General features: G+C 64.2%; 17 protein-coding genes. 7 read left to right on the top strand and 10 right to left on the bottom strand.

The genetic code is table 11. The features are described 5' to 3' along the window. The 10 genes from AC1DX0_RS13485 to AC1DX0_RS13440 form a co-directional block, all read right to left on the bottom strand. On the bottom strand, positions 1-1,269 hold a 1,269-nt coding region (locus AC1DX0_RS13485), incomplete at its 3' end, for a glutamine synthetase family protein (protein ID WP_477355706.1). A gap of 288 nt (positions 1,270-1,557) precedes the next feature. Next, positions 1,558-2,256, bottom strand: coding sequence for a GntR family transcriptional regulator (locus AC1DX0_RS13480; protein ID WP_477221027.1), 699 nt, complete (start codon positions 2,254-2,256; stop codon positions 1,558-1,560). A gap of 158 nt (positions 2,257-2,414) precedes the next feature. Further along, positions 2,415-3,200 (bottom strand): ABC transporter ATP-binding protein, encoded by a 786-nt coding sequence (locus AC1DX0_RS13475; protein WP_477221028.1) that lies wholly within the window; start codon positions 3,198-3,200, stop codon positions 2,415-2,417. Between the two features lies 1 nt (position 3,201). Beyond that, positions 3,202-3,972, bottom strand: coding sequence for an ABC transporter permease (locus AC1DX0_RS13470; protein ID WP_477221099.1), 771 nt, complete (start codon positions 3,970-3,972; stop codon positions 3,202-3,204). Positions 3,973-4,040: 68 nt separating this feature from the next. Continuing rightward, positions 4,041-5,399, bottom strand: a complete 1,359-nt coding sequence (hisD, locus tag AC1DX0_RS13465; protein ID WP_477221029.1) for a histidinol dehydrogenase — start codon at positions 5,397-5,399, stop codon at positions 4,041-4,043. Between the two features lie 29 nt (positions 5,400-5,428). Continuing rightward, entirely contained in the window at positions 5,429-6,169 is a 741-nt protein-coding gene (locus AC1DX0_RS13460; protein WP_477221030.1) for an SDR family NAD(P)-dependent oxidoreductase, read from the bottom strand. A gap of 23 nt (positions 6,170-6,192) precedes the next feature. Then, on the bottom strand, positions 6,193-6,906 hold the full coding sequence (locus tag AC1DX0_RS13455; RefSeq protein ID WP_477221031.1) for an SDR family NAD(P)-dependent oxidoreductase: 714 nt from the start codon (positions 6,904-6,906) through the stop codon (positions 6,193-6,195). Further along, positions 6,903-7,787 (bottom strand): polysaccharide deacetylase family protein, encoded by an 885-nt coding sequence (locus tag AC1DX0_RS13450; RefSeq protein WP_477221032.1) that lies wholly within the window; start codon positions 7,785-7,787, stop codon positions 6,903-6,905. Before AC1DX0_RS13450 ends, AC1DX0_RS13455 begins: the two co-directional genes overlap by 4 nt. Positions 7,788-7,859: 72 nt before the next feature. Continuing rightward, positions 7,860-8,858 (bottom strand): ABC transporter substrate-binding protein, encoded by a 999-nt coding sequence (locus tag AC1DX0_RS13445; protein ID WP_477221033.1) that lies wholly within the window; start codon positions 8,856-8,858, stop codon positions 7,860-7,862. 41 nt (positions 8,859-8,899) lie between these two features. Further along, positions 8,900-11,005 (bottom strand): N,N-dimethylformamidase beta subunit family domain-containing protein, encoded by a 2,106-nt coding sequence (locus AC1DX0_RS13440; RefSeq protein WP_477221034.1) that lies wholly within the window; start codon positions 11,003-11,005, stop codon positions 8,900-8,902. A gap of 143 nt (positions 11,006-11,148) precedes the next feature. Between AC1DX0_RS13440 and AC1DX0_RS13435 the strand changes: the two genes are divergently transcribed. The 7 genes from AC1DX0_RS13435 to AC1DX0_RS13405 all read left to right on the top strand — a co-directional run. After that, positions 11,149-11,970: a helix-turn-helix transcriptional regulator gene (locus AC1DX0_RS13435; protein WP_477221035.1), complete on the top strand. Its 822-nt coding sequence runs from the start codon at positions 11,149-11,151 to the stop codon at positions 11,968-11,970. A gap of 230 nt (positions 11,971-12,200) precedes the next feature. Beyond that, entirely contained in the window at positions 12,201-13,238 is a 1,038-nt protein-coding gene (gene ftsZ, locus AC1DX0_RS13430; protein ID WP_477355703.1) for a cell division protein FtsZ, read from the top strand. Positions 13,239-13,380: 142 nt separating this feature from the next. Further along, complete coding sequence (locus AC1DX0_RS13425) at positions 13,381-14,766, top strand: SWIM zinc finger family protein (RefSeq protein WP_477355700.1); 1,386 nt, start codon at positions 13,381-13,383, stop codon at positions 14,764-14,766. Next, a complete protein-coding gene (locus AC1DX0_RS13420; RefSeq protein WP_477355697.1) occupies positions 14,763-16,190 on the top strand; it encodes a DUF5691 domain-containing protein in 1,428 nt (475 codons plus the stop codon). Before AC1DX0_RS13425 ends, AC1DX0_RS13420 begins: the two co-directional genes overlap by 4 nt. Before the next feature lie 31 nt (positions 16,191-16,221). Further along, positions 16,222-17,301: an ATP-binding protein gene (locus AC1DX0_RS13415; RefSeq protein ID WP_477355694.1), complete on the top strand. Its 1,080-nt coding sequence runs from the start codon at positions 16,222-16,224 to the stop codon at positions 17,299-17,301. A 4-nt stretch (positions 17,302-17,305) separates the two neighbouring features. Beyond that, a complete protein-coding gene (locus AC1DX0_RS13410) occupies positions 17,306-19,555 on the top strand; it encodes a DUF5682 family protein (RefSeq protein WP_477221040.1) in 2,250 nt (749 codons plus the stop codon). After that, a partial coding sequence (locus AC1DX0_RS13405; RefSeq protein ID WP_477355691.1) for a VWA domain-containing protein occupies positions 19,548-20,752 on the top strand: 1,205 nt, incomplete at its 3' end. The genes AC1DX0_RS13410 and AC1DX0_RS13405, both read left to right, overlap by 8 nt.

Below are 20,752 nucleotides of genomic sequence, written 5' to 3'. Positions count from 1 at the left end.
GGAGTCGCGCAGGATCGCCGGAAAAATCTCCGCCACATGCGTCCCGCTTTCGAAGGTGGCGATCGCCGAGGCCCAGTCCGGCGGCAGCTTGGCCGGGACGACGCCTTGTCCGTCGCTGCCGGTCGGGTCGCCCGGCGACATCTGCCTTTCGATGCCGATCAAAGCCGCGCCCAGTATGGCGGCAAGCACCAGATAGGGATTGGCGTCCGCTCCCGACACGCGATGCTCGATGCGGCGCGCCCCGGTCGGGCCGCCGGGAATACGGATCGCGACCATGCGGTTCTCGTAGCCCCAGGCGACCGCGGTCGGCGCGTAGGAGCGCGGGCGAAGCCTGCGGTAGGAATTGAAATGCGGCGCGAACACCAGCGTGCTCTCGGCCATCGCCGCCAGCAGGCCACCGACCGCATGGCGCATGAGTTCGGAGCCCTGATCGGTGCCGTCGTCGAACACGTTGCGCCCTTCGGCGTCGATAAGGCTGAAATGGACGTGAAAGCCGTTGCCGGCGCGGTCGCCATAGGGCTTTGCCATGAAGCAGGCGGCAAAGCCGTGCTTGCGGGCAATGCCCTTCACCGTGCGCTTGAACAGCACGGCATCGTCGGCCGCTCGCAAGGCGTCGGCGACATGGTTCAGATTGATCTCGAACTGGCCGACGCCATTTTCGGCAATGGCCGTGTCGACCGGAATGCCTTGTGCCCGGCAGGCCTCGTAGACGTCATGGATGAAGGATTCGAAATCGTCGATCTCGTCGATCGACAGCGCCGCATCAGAATCGAGACGGCGCCCGGTCACCGGTGASACCGGCCCGACCGGCCGCTGCGATTGTGGATCGACCAGATAAAATTCAAGTTCGGTCGCMGYGACCGGGGTCAGGCCGAGCGCCTTGTAGCGATCGAGGATGCGCGCCAGCGCCCGCCGGGGATCGCCGAGATACGGCGCGCCGCTTTCATCAGCGAGCCAGAGCGGGACGAGTGCCGTCGGATGCGCCGTCCAGTCCACCGGCAGAATGCCGCGTCCCGTCCATTGGCAGAGGCCATCGGCRTCGCCRGTCGAGAAAACCAGCGTATTGCCTTCGATATCCTCGCCCCAGATGTCGAGCCCGATCAGCGAGTAGGGCATGCGCAGCTTGCCTTCCAGCGCCTTGCGGGCCTGCTCGACAGGAATGCGTTTTCCCCGCATGACGCCGTTGAGGTCGCACACCGCCGCCCTCAGGCTCTGGATGTCGCTTCTGCTTTCAAGCCAGCTCAAAACGTCCGCAATTGCATCGCTCAATTTAAAACCTCTGGTTTTCGAAAGTGCCTCAGCCTGATCGGCTGCACTGTCCCTGGTAAAAAATGCTTGTGAGTTTTCGGGAAGCCTATCCGGCCATTGCCGGAGAGTTTTCCTTATTTTTTCAAATCACTAAGCGGGATGTCGGGAGGCATTTTCAAAACCAATTGCGCGATCTGCGATCGCAACATAGAGGTAAGAATGCGGAAAGCCAAGGGGCATTCGGCGTGCCGGCTCGCCGCAGGGCAGGTGCGACCGGCCTCAGGGTAGAACGACTGTCGCCCTCCAATCCTAGCTTCTTGCGTCCGGAAATCTGGCCTGCCGTAAGATGTGTGCAGCACCTTCGTCGATGTCGCGGACGATGGCTGCGCGGGCGCGCGCCGCGTCCTGCGCCTCGATCGCGGCGACGACTTCCTCGTGATAGTCGATGTCGAGGATGGAGGAGAGGTCGTCCTCGAAGCCCATGGCGAGATTCCTGAGGAAGGGGCCCACCTGCATCCACACCGTTTCGATCAGGAAGATCATCTGCTCATTGCCGCAATGGCGATAGATCGAGAATTTGAAGGCGTAATTTTTCCTCAGATAGTCGTCGATATCGCCCTCGCGCGCCGCCAGGGTCAATTCGCTGCTGTGGCGTCGGATCGTCCGCAGATTGTTGCCGTTGATGCGTTTTATCGCGAGCTCTGTCGCCGAGCCTTCGAGGATCGTGCGCACGGCGGTCAATTGCGAGAACCGGTCGGCGGAAATGACAGGCACTTCGACGCTGCCGTTCGGCATCGGGCTCAGCGCCCGCAGCGCCTGCAGCCGCATGAAGGCGCTGCGCACTGGCATGTCGCTGGTGCCGAGTTCCTTGGCGAGCTTGCGCGAGGTCAGCTTCTGCCCGGGCGTGAACTGGCCGGACATCAGAGCCCGCACAAGCTCCAGATAGACCTTCTCATGCAGGGGCACGCTGTCGACGGCGCTCAACCCGAATTGTGTTCTGTCGGCCATTGGCGGGGGCGCTACTTCATTCGTTCTGAAATCTACCCTGACGACAACAGCCGCGGACAATCCCATCGGGCCGAGCATGGCGGGAAGCCGAAGCCAGCGATTTATCGGCGCATAATAGACGCCTCAATCGTCGCGCGGCAAGCCGTGTAGCCTGATGCTCAATCGAACTCGGCGCGGCGGGTCTCTTCGCGAATGGACTTCAGCACTTGCGCCTGAAGTTCCAGGACGTCGCGATCATGCTGGATGCCGGTCGGTCTTGGCCTGACGGCAGGCACCGCAATGCATTCCTTGATGCGACCCGGATTGAGGCCCATGACGAAGATGCGGTCGGAGAGATAGACCGCCTCCTCGACATCGTGGGTGACGAAGATCACGGTCAGGCGATGCTCCTGCCAGATCTGCATCAAGAGCTCCTGCATCTGGCCGCGGGTCAGCGCGTCCAGCGCACCGAAGGGTTCGTCCATCAGAAGCATCTTCGGCCGGTAGGACAAGGCGCGCGCAATGGCGACCCGCTGCTTCATGCCGCCGGAAAGCTGGCTCGGAAAGCTGTCGGCAAAGCGCGAAAGCTTCACAAGGTCGAGATGCTGGCGCGCCACCTCGGGAATGTCCTTGGCATCATGCCCGGTTTCGCGCAGCGCGAACTCGACATTCTGCAGCGCCGTCAGCCATGGCAGCAAGGTGTAGGACTGGAAGACGACGCCACGGTCGCGGCCCGGTCCGTTGATCGGGCTGCCGTCGACCAGCATCTCGCCTTGCTCATAGTCCTGCAGGCCGGCGATGATCGACAGCAGCGTGCTCTTGCCGCAACCCGATGCGCCGACCAGCGAAACGAATTCGTTGTCGCCGACTTCGAGGTTGATGTCGTCGAGCACCTTGATTGCCGACCGTCCGTTGATGAACGATTTTTGCAGATGCGAGATCTTCAGCTTGGGATACGCCTCCATGTCAGGACTTCCTCTCATATTTGAAGAAATGCCGACCCAGGAACCGCATGATCTGGTCCGTCGCCAGGCCCAGTATGCCGAGCACAAGTATGTAGCCGATCGCCATGTCGGTTTGCAGGTAGCGTTGGGCGACCGTGATCCGGTAGCCAAGCCCAGAATTGGCGGCGACCAGCTCGGCCAGCGTCACCCAGGTCCAGGCCCAGCCCAGCGAGATGCGCAGCGTGTCCCAGATCTGCGGCATCGCCGAAGGCACGACAATGCGCATCAAAACGCGCAAATCGCTCATCCCCAGTGTCCGTCCGAAGCCGATGAAGTCCGTGGGAACACGCTTGATGTTGTCCTTGAACATCAGCGCCTGCTGGAAATAGGTGCCGATCCAGATGATCAGGAATTTCTGGATGTCGCCGGTGCCGCTCCACAGGATGGTCAGCGGCACGAAGGCGACGACCGGCATGTAGCGGACAAAGTCCAGGAAAGGCTCGATCGCCGCCTCCCAGAAGCGGTAGGCGCCGATCAGGATGGCTGTCGCCAGCGCCATCACCGAGGCGAGGAGGAAGCCGATCATGATGCGGTAGACGCTGTTGCCGACATCGCTGGCCAGCGTTCCATCCATTGCCAGCTTTGTCAGCTTGGCGACGACGGCAAGGGGCGAGGGCAGGAAGATGGGCTTGGTCACGCCGAGCCCAGTCGCCAGGAACCACGCCGCGATGAAGAGCAGGAAGGCGCAGACGGTGATGAACAGATAGGTCGAGCCGGAGATCTCCGCCGCCATGCTCAGCAACGGCTTGCGCTGGGGACGTTGCGTGGTCTGCTTCGGGGCCGCTATGTCGGTCTGTATCGTCATTGCGATCTCGCCCCCAGGTTGGTGAAAGGTCTGCTGTTCGACAGGATGCGGTCGCGGATTTCCGAAACCGAATTCGCGTGCGCCATGAAGCCTTCATAGCGGGCGAAGGTGCGGGCGGCGGGCGCCAACCGTTGATAGGCCGCCTGCGACAGATAGGCGATCGAGGAGCGCTTCATGAAATCGAAGACGGACAGCGGCGAGGCCGTGTTGGCCCGCCCGCCCGTCGGCAGGACGTGGCTCGGTCCCAGCACGAAGTTTGCAATCGGGATTGCCGAATGCGGACCGAGCAGGATCTCGCCGGCATTCCTGATCTTCGGCAGCAGCTCGAAGGCCGATGTCGACAGTACGGCGAGATGCTCGGCCGCATAATCGTTGATGAAGTCGAACGCCGCGTCGATCGAAGGCGCCAGCACGATGCCGCCATTCCTGCCGTTGAGCACGGTGCGCGAAAAATCCGCGCGATAGTCTCCCATCGCCTCCCAGAACTCAGGCACCGCGGCGGCGATGGCTTCCGCCAGCGCCCGGTCGGTGGTGACGACGAAGGCTGACGAGTCTGGGCCGTGCTCCGATTCGACCGTCAGTTCCAATGCGGCGAGTGCGGCGGGGACCGAGTTGTCGGCATAGACCAGCAATTCGCTTGGGCCCGCCGGGCTGCCCGGGTCGATCCGGTTCGACAGAAGCTGGCGCGCCGCGCTGACCCACGGACTGCCGGGGCCGACGATCTTTGCGCATTTCGGCACGGTCTCGGTGCCGTAGGCAACCGCCGCCACCGCCTGGGCGCCGCCGCAGAGATAGATGTCCTCGATACCGATCAGCGAGGCGATGAAACGCGTGGCGGCATCGGCCGTGCCGTCCGGCCCCGGCGGTGTCACGATCACCACCCTTGCCACGCCGGCCACCTTGGCGGGCACCGCGGTCATGATCGCGCTCGACGGGAAGAAACCCTTGCCGCGCGGCACGTAGCAGGCGACGGAATCGATCGACGTCCAACGGTCGCCGATCAGCGCCCCTTCAGTTGCCTCGCTCAGCCAGAGATTGTCGGGCATCTGCGCCTCATGGAAACGCCTGACCTGCGCCACCGAAAGCCGGATCGCCGCGACGATCTCGGGGTCGAGTTCCTTCTCGGCGTTGGCGATCTGGCTCGCGGACACTTTCAACGCCGCGTGGTCCATCGTCACGCCGTCAAACCGGGCGGCAAGCTCGATCAGGGCATCGTCGCCCCTGGCCCGCACAGCGGCGATGATCGGTTCGACCTTGCGGATCGTGTCGGTGAGATCGGCCTCGGTCCGCTCCAAGAGGCGCGTGCGCGCCTCGGACGACATCGTGGCCAGGTCGTGGATTGCAACAGATGACATTCTCTTTCCTTCGTACTGTCGAAACGCCCTCAAGGGGCGACACGCGCGGCAAGCCAGCCGCCGTCGATATTGAGGATATGGCCGGTGATGAACTGGGCGTCGGGGCCGCACAGGAACAGGATGCCGCCGGCGACATCCTCGGCCGTGCCGAGACGCCGGATCGGCGTGGTTTCGATCATCGCGCGCCGGTACCAGTCGTCCGACGCGATCCGTTCGGCGACGATCGGCGTGTTGATGACGCCGGGCGCTACGGCGTTGACGCGGATCCCGTCGGCCGACAGGTCGGCGGCCAGCTGGCGCGTCAGTTGCGACAGCGCGCCCTTGGACGCGGCATAGGGTGCGGTGTTGGGAAAACCGACCTCGCCGAACACCGAACAGACATTGACGATAGAGCCGCCCGGCCTCGCCAGATGTGGAAGCATGTCGCGGGTCAGCCGCATCGCCGCGCGCACGTTGATGCCCATGACATGGTCGATCAGTTCGTCGCTGCTGTCGGCAAGCGCCTTGGGACCGGCGACGCCGGCATTGTTGATGAGGATATCGATGGTCCCGAACTGTGCCTTGGCAGCAGCTATGATCCGCGCCGGGGCATCGTCATCGGCGAGATCAATCGTCAGTTTCGGTTCCGCGCAGTCCGCCAGATAGTCCGCGTTCCAGTCGACTGAAAGCACCTCTGCGCCTTCGGCTTGCAACCGCCTGGCGGTGGCCAGGCCAATGCCGTTGCCGGCGCCGGTCACCACGGCGGTCTTCCCTTGAAATCGCCTTTCCATCGTCAGCTCTTTTTCCTGAGTTTCTAGATCGTCTGCCCGCCGTCGATCGTGAATTCCGACCCGGTGATGTATTCGCTGCCGGGCGACACGAGGAACGCCACGAGATGGGCGACCTCCTGCGGGCTGGCCAGCCGGTTGAGCGGCACGGAGGCTGCCATCGCAGCCAGGTTTTCGGCGGTGTTCTCGTCAAGCATCGGCGTGTCGACCAGGCCTGGATGCACCGCATTGACACGGATGTTGCGGCCGGCAAGTTCGCGCGCCGCGACCTTGGTCATGCCGCGGATCGCCCATTTCGAGGTCGAATAGGCGAAGGCGCCGCTGAAGCCTCTCAAACCGCCGGTCGAGCAGACGTTGACGATCGAACCGCCCTGCGCCGGCATCAGCGCCGCAGCAGTGCGCATGCCGAGGAACGTGCCCAACTGGTTGACGTCGGTGACGGCCTGGAAACCGGCGACGCTTTCTTCCAGGAATGCCACCGGATTGAAGATGGCGGCGTTGTTGACCAGCGCATCGATAGGGCCGAACCGCTGGGCAATCATGTCCGAAATCCCCACCCAATCGGCTTCATCAGCGACATCGAAGGCGGCCGACAGGATCTGGCCGGCGCCCGCGGCCTGTTCGCTCACGCCGGTGAACGACCGGTCGAGCGCGATCACGGTGGCGCCTGTCGACGCGAACAGCGTCGCGATCGCCGCGCCGATCCCGCCGGCGGCACCGGTGACGATTGCCGTTTTCATCTGGTCAGCCTGTTGTCGCCGGCATCCGCGGGCAGGGATGGCGAACGGCCCTTGCGCCACTGCCGCACATAGTCCTGGCATGTCGTGAAGCCGGCGCGCTCATGCGCGGCGACATGGCGGATGAATTCCTCGAGCATCAGCAGCCTGTGGCCTCGGCCCATGATCTGCGGATGCATGGTCACCACCATAACGCCGCTGCCGATGCGCTGATAGAGGAAGTCGAACTCGGCCTTCCAGATCTCCAGCACTGTCGACGGCGCGCGGCCGCCGGGCAAATAGCCCTTGTCGGTCGCCAGAAACTCGAAATGCGGAAAATCATCGAGATGCCAGGCGACGGGCATTTCGATGAGATCGACCGGCAGGCCGAAGCGGAATTCTTCTGTCGTCGACCACGCATCACCGATCCGGCACCAATAGGGCTCGTGGTCGTTGCCCATCATCGAGCTTTCATATTCGAAGCCGAGTTCGAGCAGCAATTCGATAGTGGACGGGCTGTTGTCCCAGGCCGGCGAGCGGTATCCGGATGGCCGGATGCCCGCGACCTTGTCCAGCGCCTCCAGGCCCCTCAGCAGGACGGTGCGCTCTTCCTCGCGTGTCAGCAGCACCGGGTTCTCATGAACCCAGCCATGATGACCGATCTCGTGGCCGCCATCGTGAAAGGCGCGCACGACCGGAGGGAAGGCGAGCGCCGAATGGCCGGGCACGAAGAAGGTTGCCGGGATGCCGGCGTGCTCCAGCACGTTGAGAATGCGGCGCGCGCCGATCGGATCGAGCTCGCCACGCGAAAGCATGCTCGGCGACGTCGCCTGATGGCTGCCGATCCATGTCGAATAGCCATCGAAATCGAACGTCAAGGCGACTTGAACGTCGGTGCTGGTCATGTCTGGATGTTTTCCCGCCATTGCGATGGGGAGGCAGGACTGTGATGGCCCTGCCTCCCGGTTCGCGGACGACTACTTGGAATGCGCCACGCTCGAGTCGATGGCCGCGTCGTAGGCGATGTCCTTGTCGATCAGCTTGGCCGCGATCGCCGCCTTGACGATGCCGGGATAGGTGTCGGACTTGAACACGCCGTTGAGCGCCTTCTGGCTTTCACTGACCGAATAATACGACACGCCGTCGAACGCCGTGACGAGGTCCGCCGGCTCGGCGCCGACGCCCTTGGCGATGATCGCGCGACCTTCTTCGGTGTGGGCGCGATAATATTCCAGCGCCTGGTCCCAGCTCTTCAGCATGGCCTGCACCTGGCCCGGCTTCTTCTTCAGCGTCTCTTCCGGTACGGAAAGCACGTCGCTGATCAGGCCGGGCGCCTCGCCGGCCTCGGCCAGCACCTTGATGTTCTTGTCGGCGCCGATGGCGGCCGAAATGTAGGGCTCATAGGTCACAGCAGCCGGCACGGTGCCGGAAATGATCGCGGTGCCGGCGCTTGCCGCCGGCATCGGCAGGACATTGACGTCGTCGATGGTCATGCCGTTCTTCTGCAGCACATAGTTAAGCAGCAGGTCGCTGGTAGAGCCGCGTTCGAAGGCAACCTGCTTGCCCTTGAGATCGGCCACCGTCTTGATGTCGCCATTGACAAGGATGGCATCGGCCTTGGTGCTGGCATCGAGCAGCAGCACGCCCTTGATCGGAATGCCGGCCTGCACCTTGGCCAGCAGTTGCTGGATGGATTCATTGTCGCCGTCGACCTGGCCGGCGGCAACCGCCGCACCCATGTCCTTGTCTTCAACGAAATTGGTCAGTTCGACGCCTTCAAGGCCATTGGCTTTGAAGAAGCCTTTTTCCTGGGCGATGTACCACATGCCGTAGCCGAGCCAGGGCGATATTGCGAGCTTGAACACGCCCGGTTCGACCGGCAGGTCCTGTGCTTTCGCCGGCGGTGCGGCGAACGGCAGTGCGGTGGCGAGTGCCAACAGGGCGACCGCCCCGACGAAATGTTTTCTCAATCCCATGATCCTGGTCCTTGTTCCCGAAGTGTGATGTTGAACTGTCGCTATGCCGTTGAAGCCGACGGGGCGGCGGGTTGGCTCCCGCTCTGTTGCTGTCGATCCCGGGCCGGCCGGCTCTTTGCCGACGCCAGATGCGTCAGCAAATTCTTGGTGATCCTGCCGACGTCGTTCATGGCGTCGCCGGTCGGCAAAGCGCCGCACCAGGCGACCGAACTCGCGCAAAAGATCAAACCGCCTGAAGGCAGGTGGCGCAGCGTCATCTCCGCGCAGCGTCGCGATGCGCGTTCCTCCGCGCCGCCCTCATACCAGCGCGTCGCGTCGTGGACGAAGCTGTCGGGAAAGCCGGTTGCGCGGGCAATGACTGTTGTATCTGGGGAGGTGCCAAGATGCGGATCGGTGGCATCGACCTCGTAGCCTGCCGCGCCGCCCAGCACGATGCCCTCGTCGCCGAAGGTTTCGTTGGCGACGCCGTCGAACAGCCATGCAGCGGAAGCTCCATGGCTTTCTGGCGTGCGCGTAAAAGGCCGCGAGCGGTCGAAACCCATCAGCGAGATGGCAACGCCGGTCAGCGAGAATTCGCCGCGCCCGCTGGCGCGCAGATGGCCGCCCGGCTGGTTGGTGATCGACAGCGACTGTTCGGCAATGGGGCCGTCCCAGGTGCGGCCTGCCTCGAGCGGCGAACGGCGCAGTTCCATCAGATCGCCCTGGAACGCCACCTTGCCGGCAAAGCCATTGCCACCGAGATAGGCGATGCTGCCGCCCGTCGCCGCGAACTGGCGCAGCGCATGCTCCATCTCGACCGACATGTATTCGGGATGGCTGCCGGTGACGACCGCCTGGTAGCCCTGCAAGCCGGCAACCCCCCGCTCATGCAGGTCGCGGTCAGTGATGAGATCGAAGGCGATGCCGTTATTGTGGCAGAAGCGCAGGAAATGCAGGTCGACCGGCAGATTGTGCGGGCAGCCGCAGAGCGGGTAATTGTAGTCGTCGCGCAGCGTCGCCTTCGGCTTCCTGGTGGATGCGATCGACACACCGCTGAGGTCGCTGTGGTAGTCGTAGAGCGACTTCAGATTGTTATCGATGGCGAAGCGATGGCCGCGATCTTCGCATATCCATTCATAGAGATGCGCCGGCAGGAATTCATCGGCGTAGGCGAGATAGGTGGCCGTCGGCACCAGGAACAACAGCGGCGCCTGGCGTGCGGTCGAGGTGATGAAGAAGACGACGCGCTCCGATCCCTCGTCATGGCCGACCTCGAAGGCATAGACGCCGGCTGCAGCCTCGGCGGGGATTTGCAAATGATATGAGGCGGGCCACTGCAACGCGCCCATGTCGTCGTCATGGCAATGCACCGCGTCGTAATGCGACGGCACCAGGCGCGGATCGAAGCTCGACCCATCCCAACGGCGCGAAGTCATGCAGAATGCCGGCTGGTTGACCGTCTCCAGAAGGAGAACGCCATCTCCACCGGTCGAGGCGATTGGACCGCCCTGCAGCAAGGTGGGGAAGGTCCAGGCGATGCGTCCGGTCGCGGTTTGCAGGGCGATTGCCGAGAACTTGGCATTGAGCGACCTGACATCGTTTGCCGCGCTGGCGCCGAAGACCATGTCACCGGACAGAGACCAGGGCCGATCGAACTGACGCCGCAGGCGAAACGGCGACAGGAGATCGTCGGAGGCGATGTTCAGGACCGTCCCGTCGCCATCGGATAAAATCTCGACCGTGAGCCAGGTGCTTGCCGGCAAGGTCTCGCCCGGTTCCAGCGGCTTGCCGTCATGGCCTGATGTCAGCCGACCGCCCTGCAGCCCAAGACGAAAGTTTCCGCAGTCGAAGAGCACGCGCGCGCCGTCATTGCGGGTCAAATAGACTTCGAAGGAAACGCCGCTGATGTCGGCGGCCTTGGCCAGTTCCGTCGCCGCGATCCTCAGGAAGGACCCATGATCGAAGTCGCGGTGCGACACGTCATTTCCGGTCGGTTCGACATGCCAGTCCATGAATTCGGCCGAGGGCGTGTCGAGCCGTACGATCCGCACAGTGCGCACCGGCCGCGACGACGAGACATGAAGCGCGACGGGCGCACCGGCCGCTGTGTGCCAGGGAACAGTGTAGCCTAAAACGGCCATGGCGCCATGATCGACGGGACGTTTCATCGCGGCAAAAATCCGCGCCGCGATCCGGGCCTGTGTGCGCTCTTGAATGGCAAGCTGGACAATTCTCTCGTACCCCTTTCTTTTTTGATTTACACTACGGGCATCGTTTCTTGGGGGTATATACCCCCATCGGGGTATGATTGGTGACAAAGTCCGTTTTTGAAGGTCTGGCGCTGGCCATCGACGCGATCGGCAAGCGCGAGTTCTATCCGGCTATCACCGAGTATCTGCGGCGCTGCCTCAGCTACGACAATGTCATCGTCATCGTTTTCTCGGGCACTGCGGTGCCGAGCGTGCTCTACAAGAAGATCTACGGCCCGGACGTGTTTCGCTATCTCGCCGAACAATATCTGCCGGCGGCCTATCTGCTTGACCCGATATATCATTTCCATCTGCGGCGCGGCGCGCCGGGGCTTTATCGTCTTCTCGACGTGGCGCCCGACCAGTTTCGCCGCAGCCGCTACTTCAAGTGGTATTACGGCCGGATCGGCATCACCGACGAGATATCGGTCGTGCTGCCGATCGACGAGAACGCCACCATCACCATCTCGATGGGCAAGGACGGTTCATCCGGCCAGGCCTTCGCGGCCAAGGCCGAGCAATGCCTGCGCGCGCATGAGCCGGCGATCATGTCGCTGCTGCGCGCCCACTGGGTCGCATCCGAGGCGCCGCCCGCGGTTGCCCCGCGCTCGATGTCGATCACCGACAGCCTGATCGCGGCGATGCGCAAGCACCACGATGTCCTGTTGAGCAAACGCCAGGCTGAAGTGGCGCTCCTCATCCTGCAGGGGCACTCCTCGCCATCGATCGGTTTGAACCTTGGGGTCAGCCCGCAGACGGTGAAGGTCTTTCGCAAGCAGCTTTACAACAAATGCAGCCTGTCATCGCAGGCGGAGCTGTTCGCCCTTATGATGCCGATCCTGGAGCGGGCGACCAGCCAGGTTCCCGAGCGCAAGGCGTCCTGAAAAGCCACCGGATCGCGCGCGATTGCCCGGGAGCAGACCGCCGGTCGCACAAGCTCTACCCTTCATCACAAATCTTGACTGTCGCGCACTTGCACGTCCGGCCGCTCTCTGGCTTTTTGGGGCACCCATCCGAACGGACTGATTCGCGTCATGCCGCTCGATTGCAATGTCCTAGAGGCAGTCTGCTTATGGGTCGTGAAGCGCGCGCAATTGGCGAAGGAGAAGCAGGCATGGCCGAGTTCAAGAAGCCGGAAATCTCCGAGATGAGACCCAAGATCACCGTTATCGGCGTCGGCGGCGGTGGCGGCAACGCCATCAACAACATGATCACGGAGGAGCTTCAGGGAACCGAATTCATCGCCGCCAACACCGATGCGCAGGCGCTGACCATGTCGAAGGCGACGCGGCTGATCCAGCTTGGCGCCCACGTCACGGAAGGATTGGGCGCCGGCTCGCTGCCGGAGATCGGCCGCGCCGCGGCCGAGGAATCGCTCGACGAGATTATGGATCATCTGGCCGGCACTCATATGTGCTTCGTCACCGCCGGCATGGGCGGCGGTACCGGCACCGGCGCTGCGCCGATCATTGCGCAAGCGGCGCGCAAGGCCGGCATATTGACGGTGGGCGTCGTCACCAAGCCGTTCACCTTCGAGGGCAGGCGCCGCATGCAGATGGCCGAGGAGGGCATCGAGCGGCTGCGCGAAGCCGCCGACACGGTGATCGTCATCCCCAACCAGAACCTCTTCCGCATCGCCGATGCCAAGACCACCTTCGCTGATGCCTTCGTCATCGCTGATCGGGTGCTTTATTCSGGCGTCRGCTGCATCACCGACCTSATCGTCAAGGAAGGCCTGATCAATCTCGAYTTCGCCGAYGTCAAATCGGTCATGCGCGGCATGGGCCGCGCCATGATGGGAACCGGCGAGGCTTCGGGCGAAAGCCGGGCGATGAAGGCGGCGGAAGCCGCGATCGCCAACCCGCTGCTCGACGAAGTGTCGATGAAGGGCGCCAAGGGCGTCCTGGTCTCGATATCGGGCGGCCGCGACATGACGCTGTTCGAGGTCGACGAGGCAGCCACCCGCATCCGCGAAGAGGTCTATGAGGACGCCGACATCATCGTCGGCGCCATCTTCGACAAGAGCATGGAAGGCCGCTTCAGGGTCTCGGTGGTGGCGACCGGTCTCGACCGTGCGCTCGGCATGGGCGACGCCGATGCCGGCATCGCGCACGACCGCGCCGCCCAGTCGCCATTGCGCACGCTGCAGTAAGCCGTAGGTTGGCTGGCGCAACGATCGCGGTCAGCTGTATCGATCTCTGTGCCGCTGCTGCTACAAGAATCCGTCATAGACGGTCCTCTATACTGGCAGTCCGTATCGTTCGAGCGACGAGAGGCGCGGCTTGGAATTTGACTTGAAAACCATCGAAGCGCTCGCGCCTGATCAGGCGTCGCTGAGCTCCGCTTCCAAGTTGACCAAGCAATCGAACTGGCCCCGGCTCGAAAAGAACGAACAGCTGGCGCTCATCTGGGGAGAATGCCAGGGCTCCGGCTCCAATCCCTATCGCGTGGTCGTCGACACCGGCGACCACGGCTACAAATGCACCTGTCCGTCGCGAAAGTTTCCCTGCAAGCACACATTGGCGCTGATGTGGATCGCCGCCACCACACCAGCCAATTTCACCGCCGCCGCCTCGACGCCGGAATGGGTGAATGACTGGCTCGGGCGTCGCCGGAAAACCACCTCGCAGCCGGCTGCACCGGCGCCCGGTGCGGGAGGCAAGAGCATTGGCGAGGCCTCGCGCGACGACGAAAGCGCAGACGTCGAGGACGCCGCCGCGATCGAACGTCGCGCGGCAGCCCAGCGCAAGCGCGCCGAGGATACGCGGTCCGCGGTCTCAGCGGCTCTGGATGAGCTCGATCAATGGATATCGGATCAGCTGCGGCTCGGCCTTGCCGGCTTTGTCGACAACAGCAGCGATCGTTGCCGCCGGATTGCCGCGCGACTGGTCGACATGAAGGCGACAGCGCTTGCCGGCCGCATCGATGAGATTCCATCCCGGCTCATGGSGCTGCGCAGCGAAGAGCGGCCGGACGCKGCGATCCGCGAGCTCGGCAAGCTCGTACTGCTGGCCAAGGCCTGGCGATCGACACCAGACGATGCCGAGCTGCGGCGGCTGGTATCGACTTCGGAAAGCCGTGAGCAGGTTCTGGCCAATGCGGATGCGATCCAGGTCGACAGCATCTGGGAGGTGCTCGGCGAGAAGATCGAGACGCGCCGCGACGGTCTTGTCAGCCATTCGACCTGGCTGCTCGACCTGAACAGCGCCAATCCGCGATTCGCCCTGCTGCTCGACTATTTCCCGGCCTCTGCCGGCCGCCGCTCCAACGCTTTCACGCCGGGCGATCGCTTCGATGCAAGGCTGGTGTTTTATCCGGCACGCCAGCCGCTGCGGGCGTTGGTGGTCGAGCGCAAGGGCGATGTCTCGTCGAGGGAATGGCCGGATTTCGGCTTTGACGCAGCCGATCCGCTCGCCGCCCATGTCGCTCACCAGGACACGGCGCCCTGGCTCACCGACTGCCCCGTCATGCTGCCGCCCGGCGCGATCCTGCTTGACGATCGCGGCGATGCCTGGTGGCAGTCCACTGACAATCCGCACGGCATCGCCTTGCCGATCGCGGATACCGTGAACCCGACGCTGCTTGGGCTGGACCTCGCGGCAACGGCAGCGCTCTGGAGCGGCAGCCGGCTTCATCTGCTGGCGGCGCAAAGCGGCTTCGGGAGGCTTGATCTGTCGTGAACGAGATCGAGCAGACCGGTTTGGCGACCATGCGCGATTGCTGGATTACCGGCGGAACCAGCTTTGACCTGGCTCCGGCCACGTGGAAGGACATCGCCGCCGGCGCAAACCMCGACGAGCGTGAGCGCCGGCTTTTGGCAATCGCTGCGCAAGCCCTCGAAATCGCGTTGCGGCCAGCAGCACCCAAGACGCTGAAGCGTCGCCCGCCGCTGCCGGAGCTTGCCTTGCCCATGCTGCCTGAGCGGTTGCGGCCGCTTTTGCGGGCAGCGCTGAAACAGGCCGCCGACGCAAGAGCCAAGTCGCGTGTGGTGGCTCTCGTCGCCAGCCGTGGTTTCGTGCTGCATCCGATGGACTGGATGCCGGCCGCGTCGGATCAGACCAGCCCGGATGTCTATGCGCCCTGGATCGATTGGCAGGCCGGCGTGGACGGCGAAAAACACACGAGACGTGAGCAACTGACGGCTGAGAATTGGGACGATTTCTATCCCGCCGCGCGCCGCAGTGCGCTGGCCGATATGCGCCGCACCGCGCCGGCTGTGGCCCGGCAACTGATCGAGACTAAGGGATCGGCCGAGCCGGCGGAGATCAGGCTTACGCTCATCGCACTCATGCACTTCGGCCTGGGCGCTGATGACGTGCCCTTCCTGAAGAGCCTGTCCGCCGATCGTTCCGGCAAGGTGCGCGAATTGGCCGGCCGGCTGCTGGCGCGGTTAGGGCAGCATGGCCAGCCAGGCGATAGCGGGTCGGAAAACCCGATAGCCGAACTCGCAGCCTTCATCACGGAAGGCAAATCCGGCTTCATCCGCCGCCGCACCACCTACACGCCGGCAAAGCTGAAATCGCCGGCGCAGGAACGGCGCCGCGCCGAATTGTTCGAGACCTGCAACCTGGTCGATCTTGCCGCCCGTTTCGGTGTCTCCGAATTCGACTTCATCGGCGCCTGGCAGTTCGGCGCCGACGACAATGTCGATATGCTTGTCGCCCGCATGGTCGCCGCGTCGGGCAGCGACGCCGCGGTCACGCATATGGCCGATACGCTTGTCGCTGAAGGCGGCAAGCCGGCGCTTTTCGTCCTCCATTTGATGCCGCGTCTGGACAGTCGCCGGCAGCGTGTCCTGGTCAGGCTGATCCTGAAGGACACGCAATATCTTGGTGCGCTCAGCCTGGCCGAGGGCGTCGAAGCAGGCTGGCTGGACTGGGCCGACCTGACAAACGGCAAGACGCTGCCGGCGCTGCGCTCCGCTGTCGCGGGAAACGATGACGCCGTGAAGCGCGGCGTCGACCAGCTTCTGGAAACGCTGGGCTTTCTCGCCACCGCGGCGACGGCGGAAAAACTGATCGGCGATGTCGTCGCGGCCGGCATGGCGCCGGCAGCACCTTCGCTCGGTCTTCTGCGCCTCAACGCATCCCTGACCGGGCCTTGAACCAACACATGATCCATGCGGAGAACAGCAAATGAACGCAGCCATCCGTCTTCCGGTCGAGCAGGCCTACGCCACTGAGCTACAGGCGCTCGCGCGCAATGACGACCGGCAAAGGCCTGCCGGCTGGAGCCTGTCGCCAAAGGCGGTGCTGACCTATCTGCTCGGCGGAAAGGCTGACGACGGGACGCTGATAACGCCCAAATATGTCGGCCGCCGCCGGCTGATGGAAACTGCGGTGGCGACCCTTGCCACCGATCGCGCGCTGTTGCTGCTCGGCGTTCCCGGCACTGCCAAATCCTGGGTGTCGGAGCATCTCGCCGCCGCCATCATGGGTGACTCGACGCTGATCGTGCAGTGCACGGCCGGCACCGACGAAAACCAGATCCGCTATGGCTGGAACTACGCGCAGCTTCTGGCCAAAGGCCCGAGCCAGGACGCGCTGGTGCCGACGCCGCTCTACCGCGCCATGCAGGACGGCAAGCTCTGCCGCCTCGAGGAACTGACGCGCATGGGCTCGGACGTGCAGGATACGCTGATCACCGTGCTGTCCGAAAAGATGATGCCGATCCCCGAACTCAACACTTCGATCTACGCCCAGCGCGGCTTCAACATCATCGCCACCGCCAACAACCGCGACAAGGGCGTCAATGAACTGTCCTCGGCGTTGAAGCGCCGCTTCAATGTCGTCGTGCTGCCKTTGCCCGAAGACATGGCAGAGGARGTGGCGATCGTCKCCAAGCGCGTGGGCGAGATGGCCGGCGGTCTCGACCTGCCGGTGCCGAAGAACGTCGGCGAGGAGATCGCCCGCGTTCTGACCATTTTCCGCGAGTTGCGCTCCGGTGCAACGGCGGATGGCAAGGTGACGTTGAAGACGCCATCCGGTTCGCTGTCCACGGCCGAAGCGATCGCCACCATGGTCGGCGGCCTCAGCCAGGCGGCCTGGTTCGACAGCGGCAAGCTCGGCGCCGAAGGTCTGGCCGCCAGCCTCGTCGGCGCGATCGTCAAGGATCCCGTGCAGGACAAGCTGGTGCTGGAGGAGTATCTTGAAACCGTGCTCAAGAAGCGGCCCGACTATGCCGGCTACTACGCGGCTTTGAACGCAGCGATCTGACGCCATGGCATCAGGCGACGTTTCCTATTTCGGCATACGCCATCACGGACCTGGCTCCGCCGCCAGCCTGGTGCAGGCGTTGCAGGAGTTGAAACCGGTCGCCGTACTGATCGAAGGGCCGGCCGATGCCTCGGCGCTGCTGCCCTTGCTCGCCCGCCCCGAAATGCAGCCGCCGGTGGCGCTGCTGTGCTATCCCGAAGACGATCCGGCCTCGACGAGCTTCTGGCCGTTTGCCGAGTTCTCGCCGGAGTACCAGGCGACGCTGTGGGCCGTCGCCAACAACGCGACAGTGCGCTTCATCGACTTGCCGTCTTCGGCCCGGGTCGCACCGGTTGAGGCCACGGAAAGAGCCGATGCCGACGGAGCGGAAGCCAAGGTTGAGACCGAGATGGCGCCGCATCTGCGCGACCCGATCGGAACGCTGGCGCAGGCCGCCGGCTATGAGGATGGCGAGAGCTGGTGGGCCGACATCATCGAGCAGAACCCGCAACCCGGCCCCATTTTCGCGGCGATAGCCGACGCGATGACGACGCTGCGCGAGGGCGAAGGCCCGCTTGCCGAATTCGAGGCAAAACGCGAAGCGCATATGCGGCTGGAGATCGCCGCCGCGCGCAAGGAATTCGACGGGCCGGTTGCTGTCGTCTGCGGCGCCTTCCATGTGCCGGCGCTGCAGGCGGCACGACCGCAAAAGGAGGATCAGGCGGTGCTCAAGGGGCTTGCCCGGCGCAAGAGTACGATGACCTGGGCGCCATGGACCGGGCCGCGCCTGGCGCTCGGCTTTGGCTATGGCGCCGGTGTCGTCGCGCCCGGCTGGTGCAAGCATCTGTGGCAGACGCGTGGGCAAGGCGACGCCTCGGTCCTGTGGCTCGCGCGTATCGCATCGGTACTGCGGGCGAAGGGGCACATGGTCTCGACCGCCTCGCTGATCGAAGCCGAACGGCTGGCCCGCACGCTGGCCGTGATCCGCGAGCGGCCGAAGCCCGGTTTCGAGGAATTGCGCGATGCCGCGATCGCCGCTCTGTTCAACGGCGAAGCCATATTGTGGGCACTCGTCGAAGCCGAACTGCTGCTCGGCGCCGATGTCGGTGAAATTCCGCCCGACACTCCGCTGGCGCCGCTGATCGAAGATCTGCAACGCAACCAGAAGGTGGCGCGGCTGAAGCCCGAGGCGCTGGAGCGCGAATTGTCGGTCGACCTGCGCAGCGAAAGCGGGCTGTTCCGGTCGACCTTGCTGCACCGGCTGAACGTGCTTGGCGTGCATTGGGGCAGACTGACCGACAGCGGCCGCAGCCGCGGCACGTTTCGCGAGCGCTGGACGCTGGCGTGGGAGCCGGAATATGCCGTTCGCCTGGTCGAGAACCTGGTCCACGGGCCGACTATCGAAAAGGCGGCCAATGGCCGGCTGATCCAGATGATCGGCGCGGCGACCTCTCTCGATGCGTTGGCGGCCCTGGTTCAGGGCGCCATCACGGCCAATTTGTCGGAGGCCTCGACCGCGGGTCTGACGACCCTGGAGGAACGCGCGGCGCACAGCAGCGAGTGCCTGGAAATCCTGGCATCGGTGCCGCCGCTCGCCGACATCATCCGCTATGGCGAAGCCCGCAAGACGGAAACCACACGCCTGTCCGGCCTGCTGGAGCGGCTGATCGTCGAAGGCGGCATCGCGCTCCCTTACGCCGCGCGCGACCTCGATGCCCAGGCTTCAACGGCGCTGGTCGGCGCCATGCGCAAGGCCGACAAGGCGATCAAGCTGGTCGAGCCCGAACAGGACGTTCTGGACGCCTGGCGCAATGGACTGGCGGCCGTGCTCGATGGATCGCGGTCGACGGCGCTGGTGGCCGGCTGCGCCGCGCATCTGCATTACGAGGCCGGCCATCTGTCCGCCGAAGCCGCGGCGGGCCTGATTGCGCGGCGCCTGTCGCCGGGCACGCCGGTCGCCGAGGCCGCCGGATTTTTCGAGGGCTTCTTCAGCACAGCCGGTCAACGGCTGATCTATGACGAGGGCCTGCGTGGAGCCGTCGATGCCTGGCTCAAATCGCTCGACGAAGACGCCTTCATCGCGCATCTGCCGTTGCTGCGCCGGGTCTTTTCGCATCTGGACTCGATGGAGCGGCGGCGGTTGATCGAAGCGGTGCTTGGCCGCGCCAGGCGCCTGCCGGCCGGGCTGACGCCAACACCCAACGGCGACGAGGCCTGGCGCCGGCATCTGGAACGGCTTGGACCTCTGCTGATGAGCGGGAACGGCAATGGATGACGAGGCCGATATCAGCGAAACCGAGCCGGCCGGCGACGGACGGGAGCGCCGCTGGCGCCTGGCGATCGGCGCCGATGACGAGACGTCTTCAGCGCTGTCCGACAATGACAAGCGGCTGTCGGCAGCGCTCGATGCGCTTTACGGCGATGGCGCCGGCGATGCGGCTGCCTATCCGCGCAAGCGGCGCGGCGGGCTTGGTCGCTCGGCGCCGAAGGTGGCGCAGTGGATGGGCGATATCAGGTCGTTCTTTCCCGCGCAGGTCGTGCAGATCGTCCAGAAGGATGCCTTCGAGCGGCTCAATTTGAAGCAGATGCTGATGGAGCCGGAATTCCTCAAGGCGATCGAGGCCGACGTCAATCTCGTCGCCGACCTGATCTCGCTGCGCTCGGTCATGCCGGCCAAGACCAAGGATATTGCGCGCACCATCATCGCCGAAATCGTCGCCAAGCTGATGCAGCGGCTGGAGCAGAAGACAGCCGAGGCGATCCGTGGCGCGCTCGACCGGTCGCAGCGGACCAACCGCCCACGCCAGCGCGACATCGACTGGCCGCGCACCATCTCGGCCAACCTTCGCCATTACCAGCCCGAGCACAAAACCATCGTTCCGGAGAAGCTTGTCGGCTTCATGCGCAAGCAGCGCAGGCTGGTCGATCTGGATGAGGTCGTGCTGTGCGTCGACCAGTCGGGTTCGATGGCAAGTTCGGTGATCTACGCCTCGATCTTCGCCGCGGTGATGGCCTCCTTGCCGGTGGTGCGCACTAAGCTCGTCTGCTTCGATACGGCGATCGTCGACTTGACCGAGGAACTCAGCGATCCGGTCGAAGTGCTGTTCGGCGTACAGCTCGGCGGCGGCACCGACATCAACCAGGCCGTCGCCTATTGCGCCGATCGCATCGAACGGCCGACCAAGTCGCATATGGTGCTGATCACCGACCTCTATGAAGGCGGCAATGGCCAGGAATTGCTGCAGCGGCTGGCAGCATTGGTTCGCTCCGGCGTCAATGTGGTGGTGCTGTTGGCGCTGACCGACCAGGGCAGGCCGGGCTATGACCCGAAGATGGCCGGTTCGGTGGCAGCGCTCGGCATTCCGGTCTTCGCCTGCACGCCGGATCTGTTTCCCGACATGATGGCGGCGGCCTTGAGACGGGAAGATGTCGGCGCATGGGCGGCAGGCGCCGACATCAAGCTGGTTCGCGC

Source organism: Mesorhizobium sp. P3_A9 (genome assembly GCF_056402975.1).
The sequence above is the reverse complement of the archived record's forward strand: the minus strand, read 5'-3'. Positions and strand labels throughout refer to the sequence as shown.

What these genes read in the sequence shown, in the direction of transcription:
- AC1DX0_RS13480 (WP_477221027.1), bottom strand. Translation starts at nt 2,256, where the DNA reads ATGGCCGACAGAACACAATTCGGGTTGAGCGCCGTCGACAGCGTGCCC.
- AC1DX0_RS13475 (WP_477221028.1), bottom strand. Translation starts at nt 3,200, where the DNA reads ATGGAGGCGTATCCCAAGCTGAAGATCTCGCATCTGCAAAAATCGTTC.
- AC1DX0_RS13470 (WP_477221099.1), bottom strand. Translation starts at nt 3,972, where the DNA reads ATGGCGGCGGAGATCTCCGGCTCGACCTATCTGTTCATCACCGTCTGC.
- hisD (WP_477221029.1), bottom strand. Translation starts at nt 5,399, where the DNA reads ATGTCATCTGTTGCAATCCACGACCTGGCCACGATGTCGTCCGAGGCG.
- AC1DX0_RS13460 (WP_477221030.1), bottom strand. Translation starts at nt 6,169, where the DNA reads ATGGAAAGGCGATTTCAAGGGAAGACCGCCGTGGTGACCGGCGCCGGC.
- AC1DX0_RS13455 (WP_477221031.1), bottom strand. Translation starts at nt 6,906, where the DNA reads ATGAAAACGGCAATCGTCACCGGTGCCGCCGGCGGGATCGGCGCGGCG.
- AC1DX0_RS13450 (WP_477221032.1), bottom strand. Translation starts at nt 7,787, where the DNA reads ATGACCAGCACCGACGTTCAAGTCGCCTTGACGTTCGATTTCGATGGC.
- AC1DX0_RS13445 (WP_477221033.1), bottom strand. Translation starts at nt 8,858, where the DNA reads ATGGGATTGAGAAAACATTTCGTCGGGGCGGTCGCCCTGTTGGCACTC.
- AC1DX0_RS13440 (WP_477221034.1), bottom strand. Translation starts at nt 11,005, where the DNA reads ATGAAACGTCCCGTCGATCATGGCGCCATGGCCGTTTTAGGCTACACT.
- AC1DX0_RS13410 (WP_477221040.1), top strand. Translation starts at nt 17,306, where the DNA reads ATGGCATCAGGCGACGTTTCCTATTTCGGCATACGCCATCACGGACCT.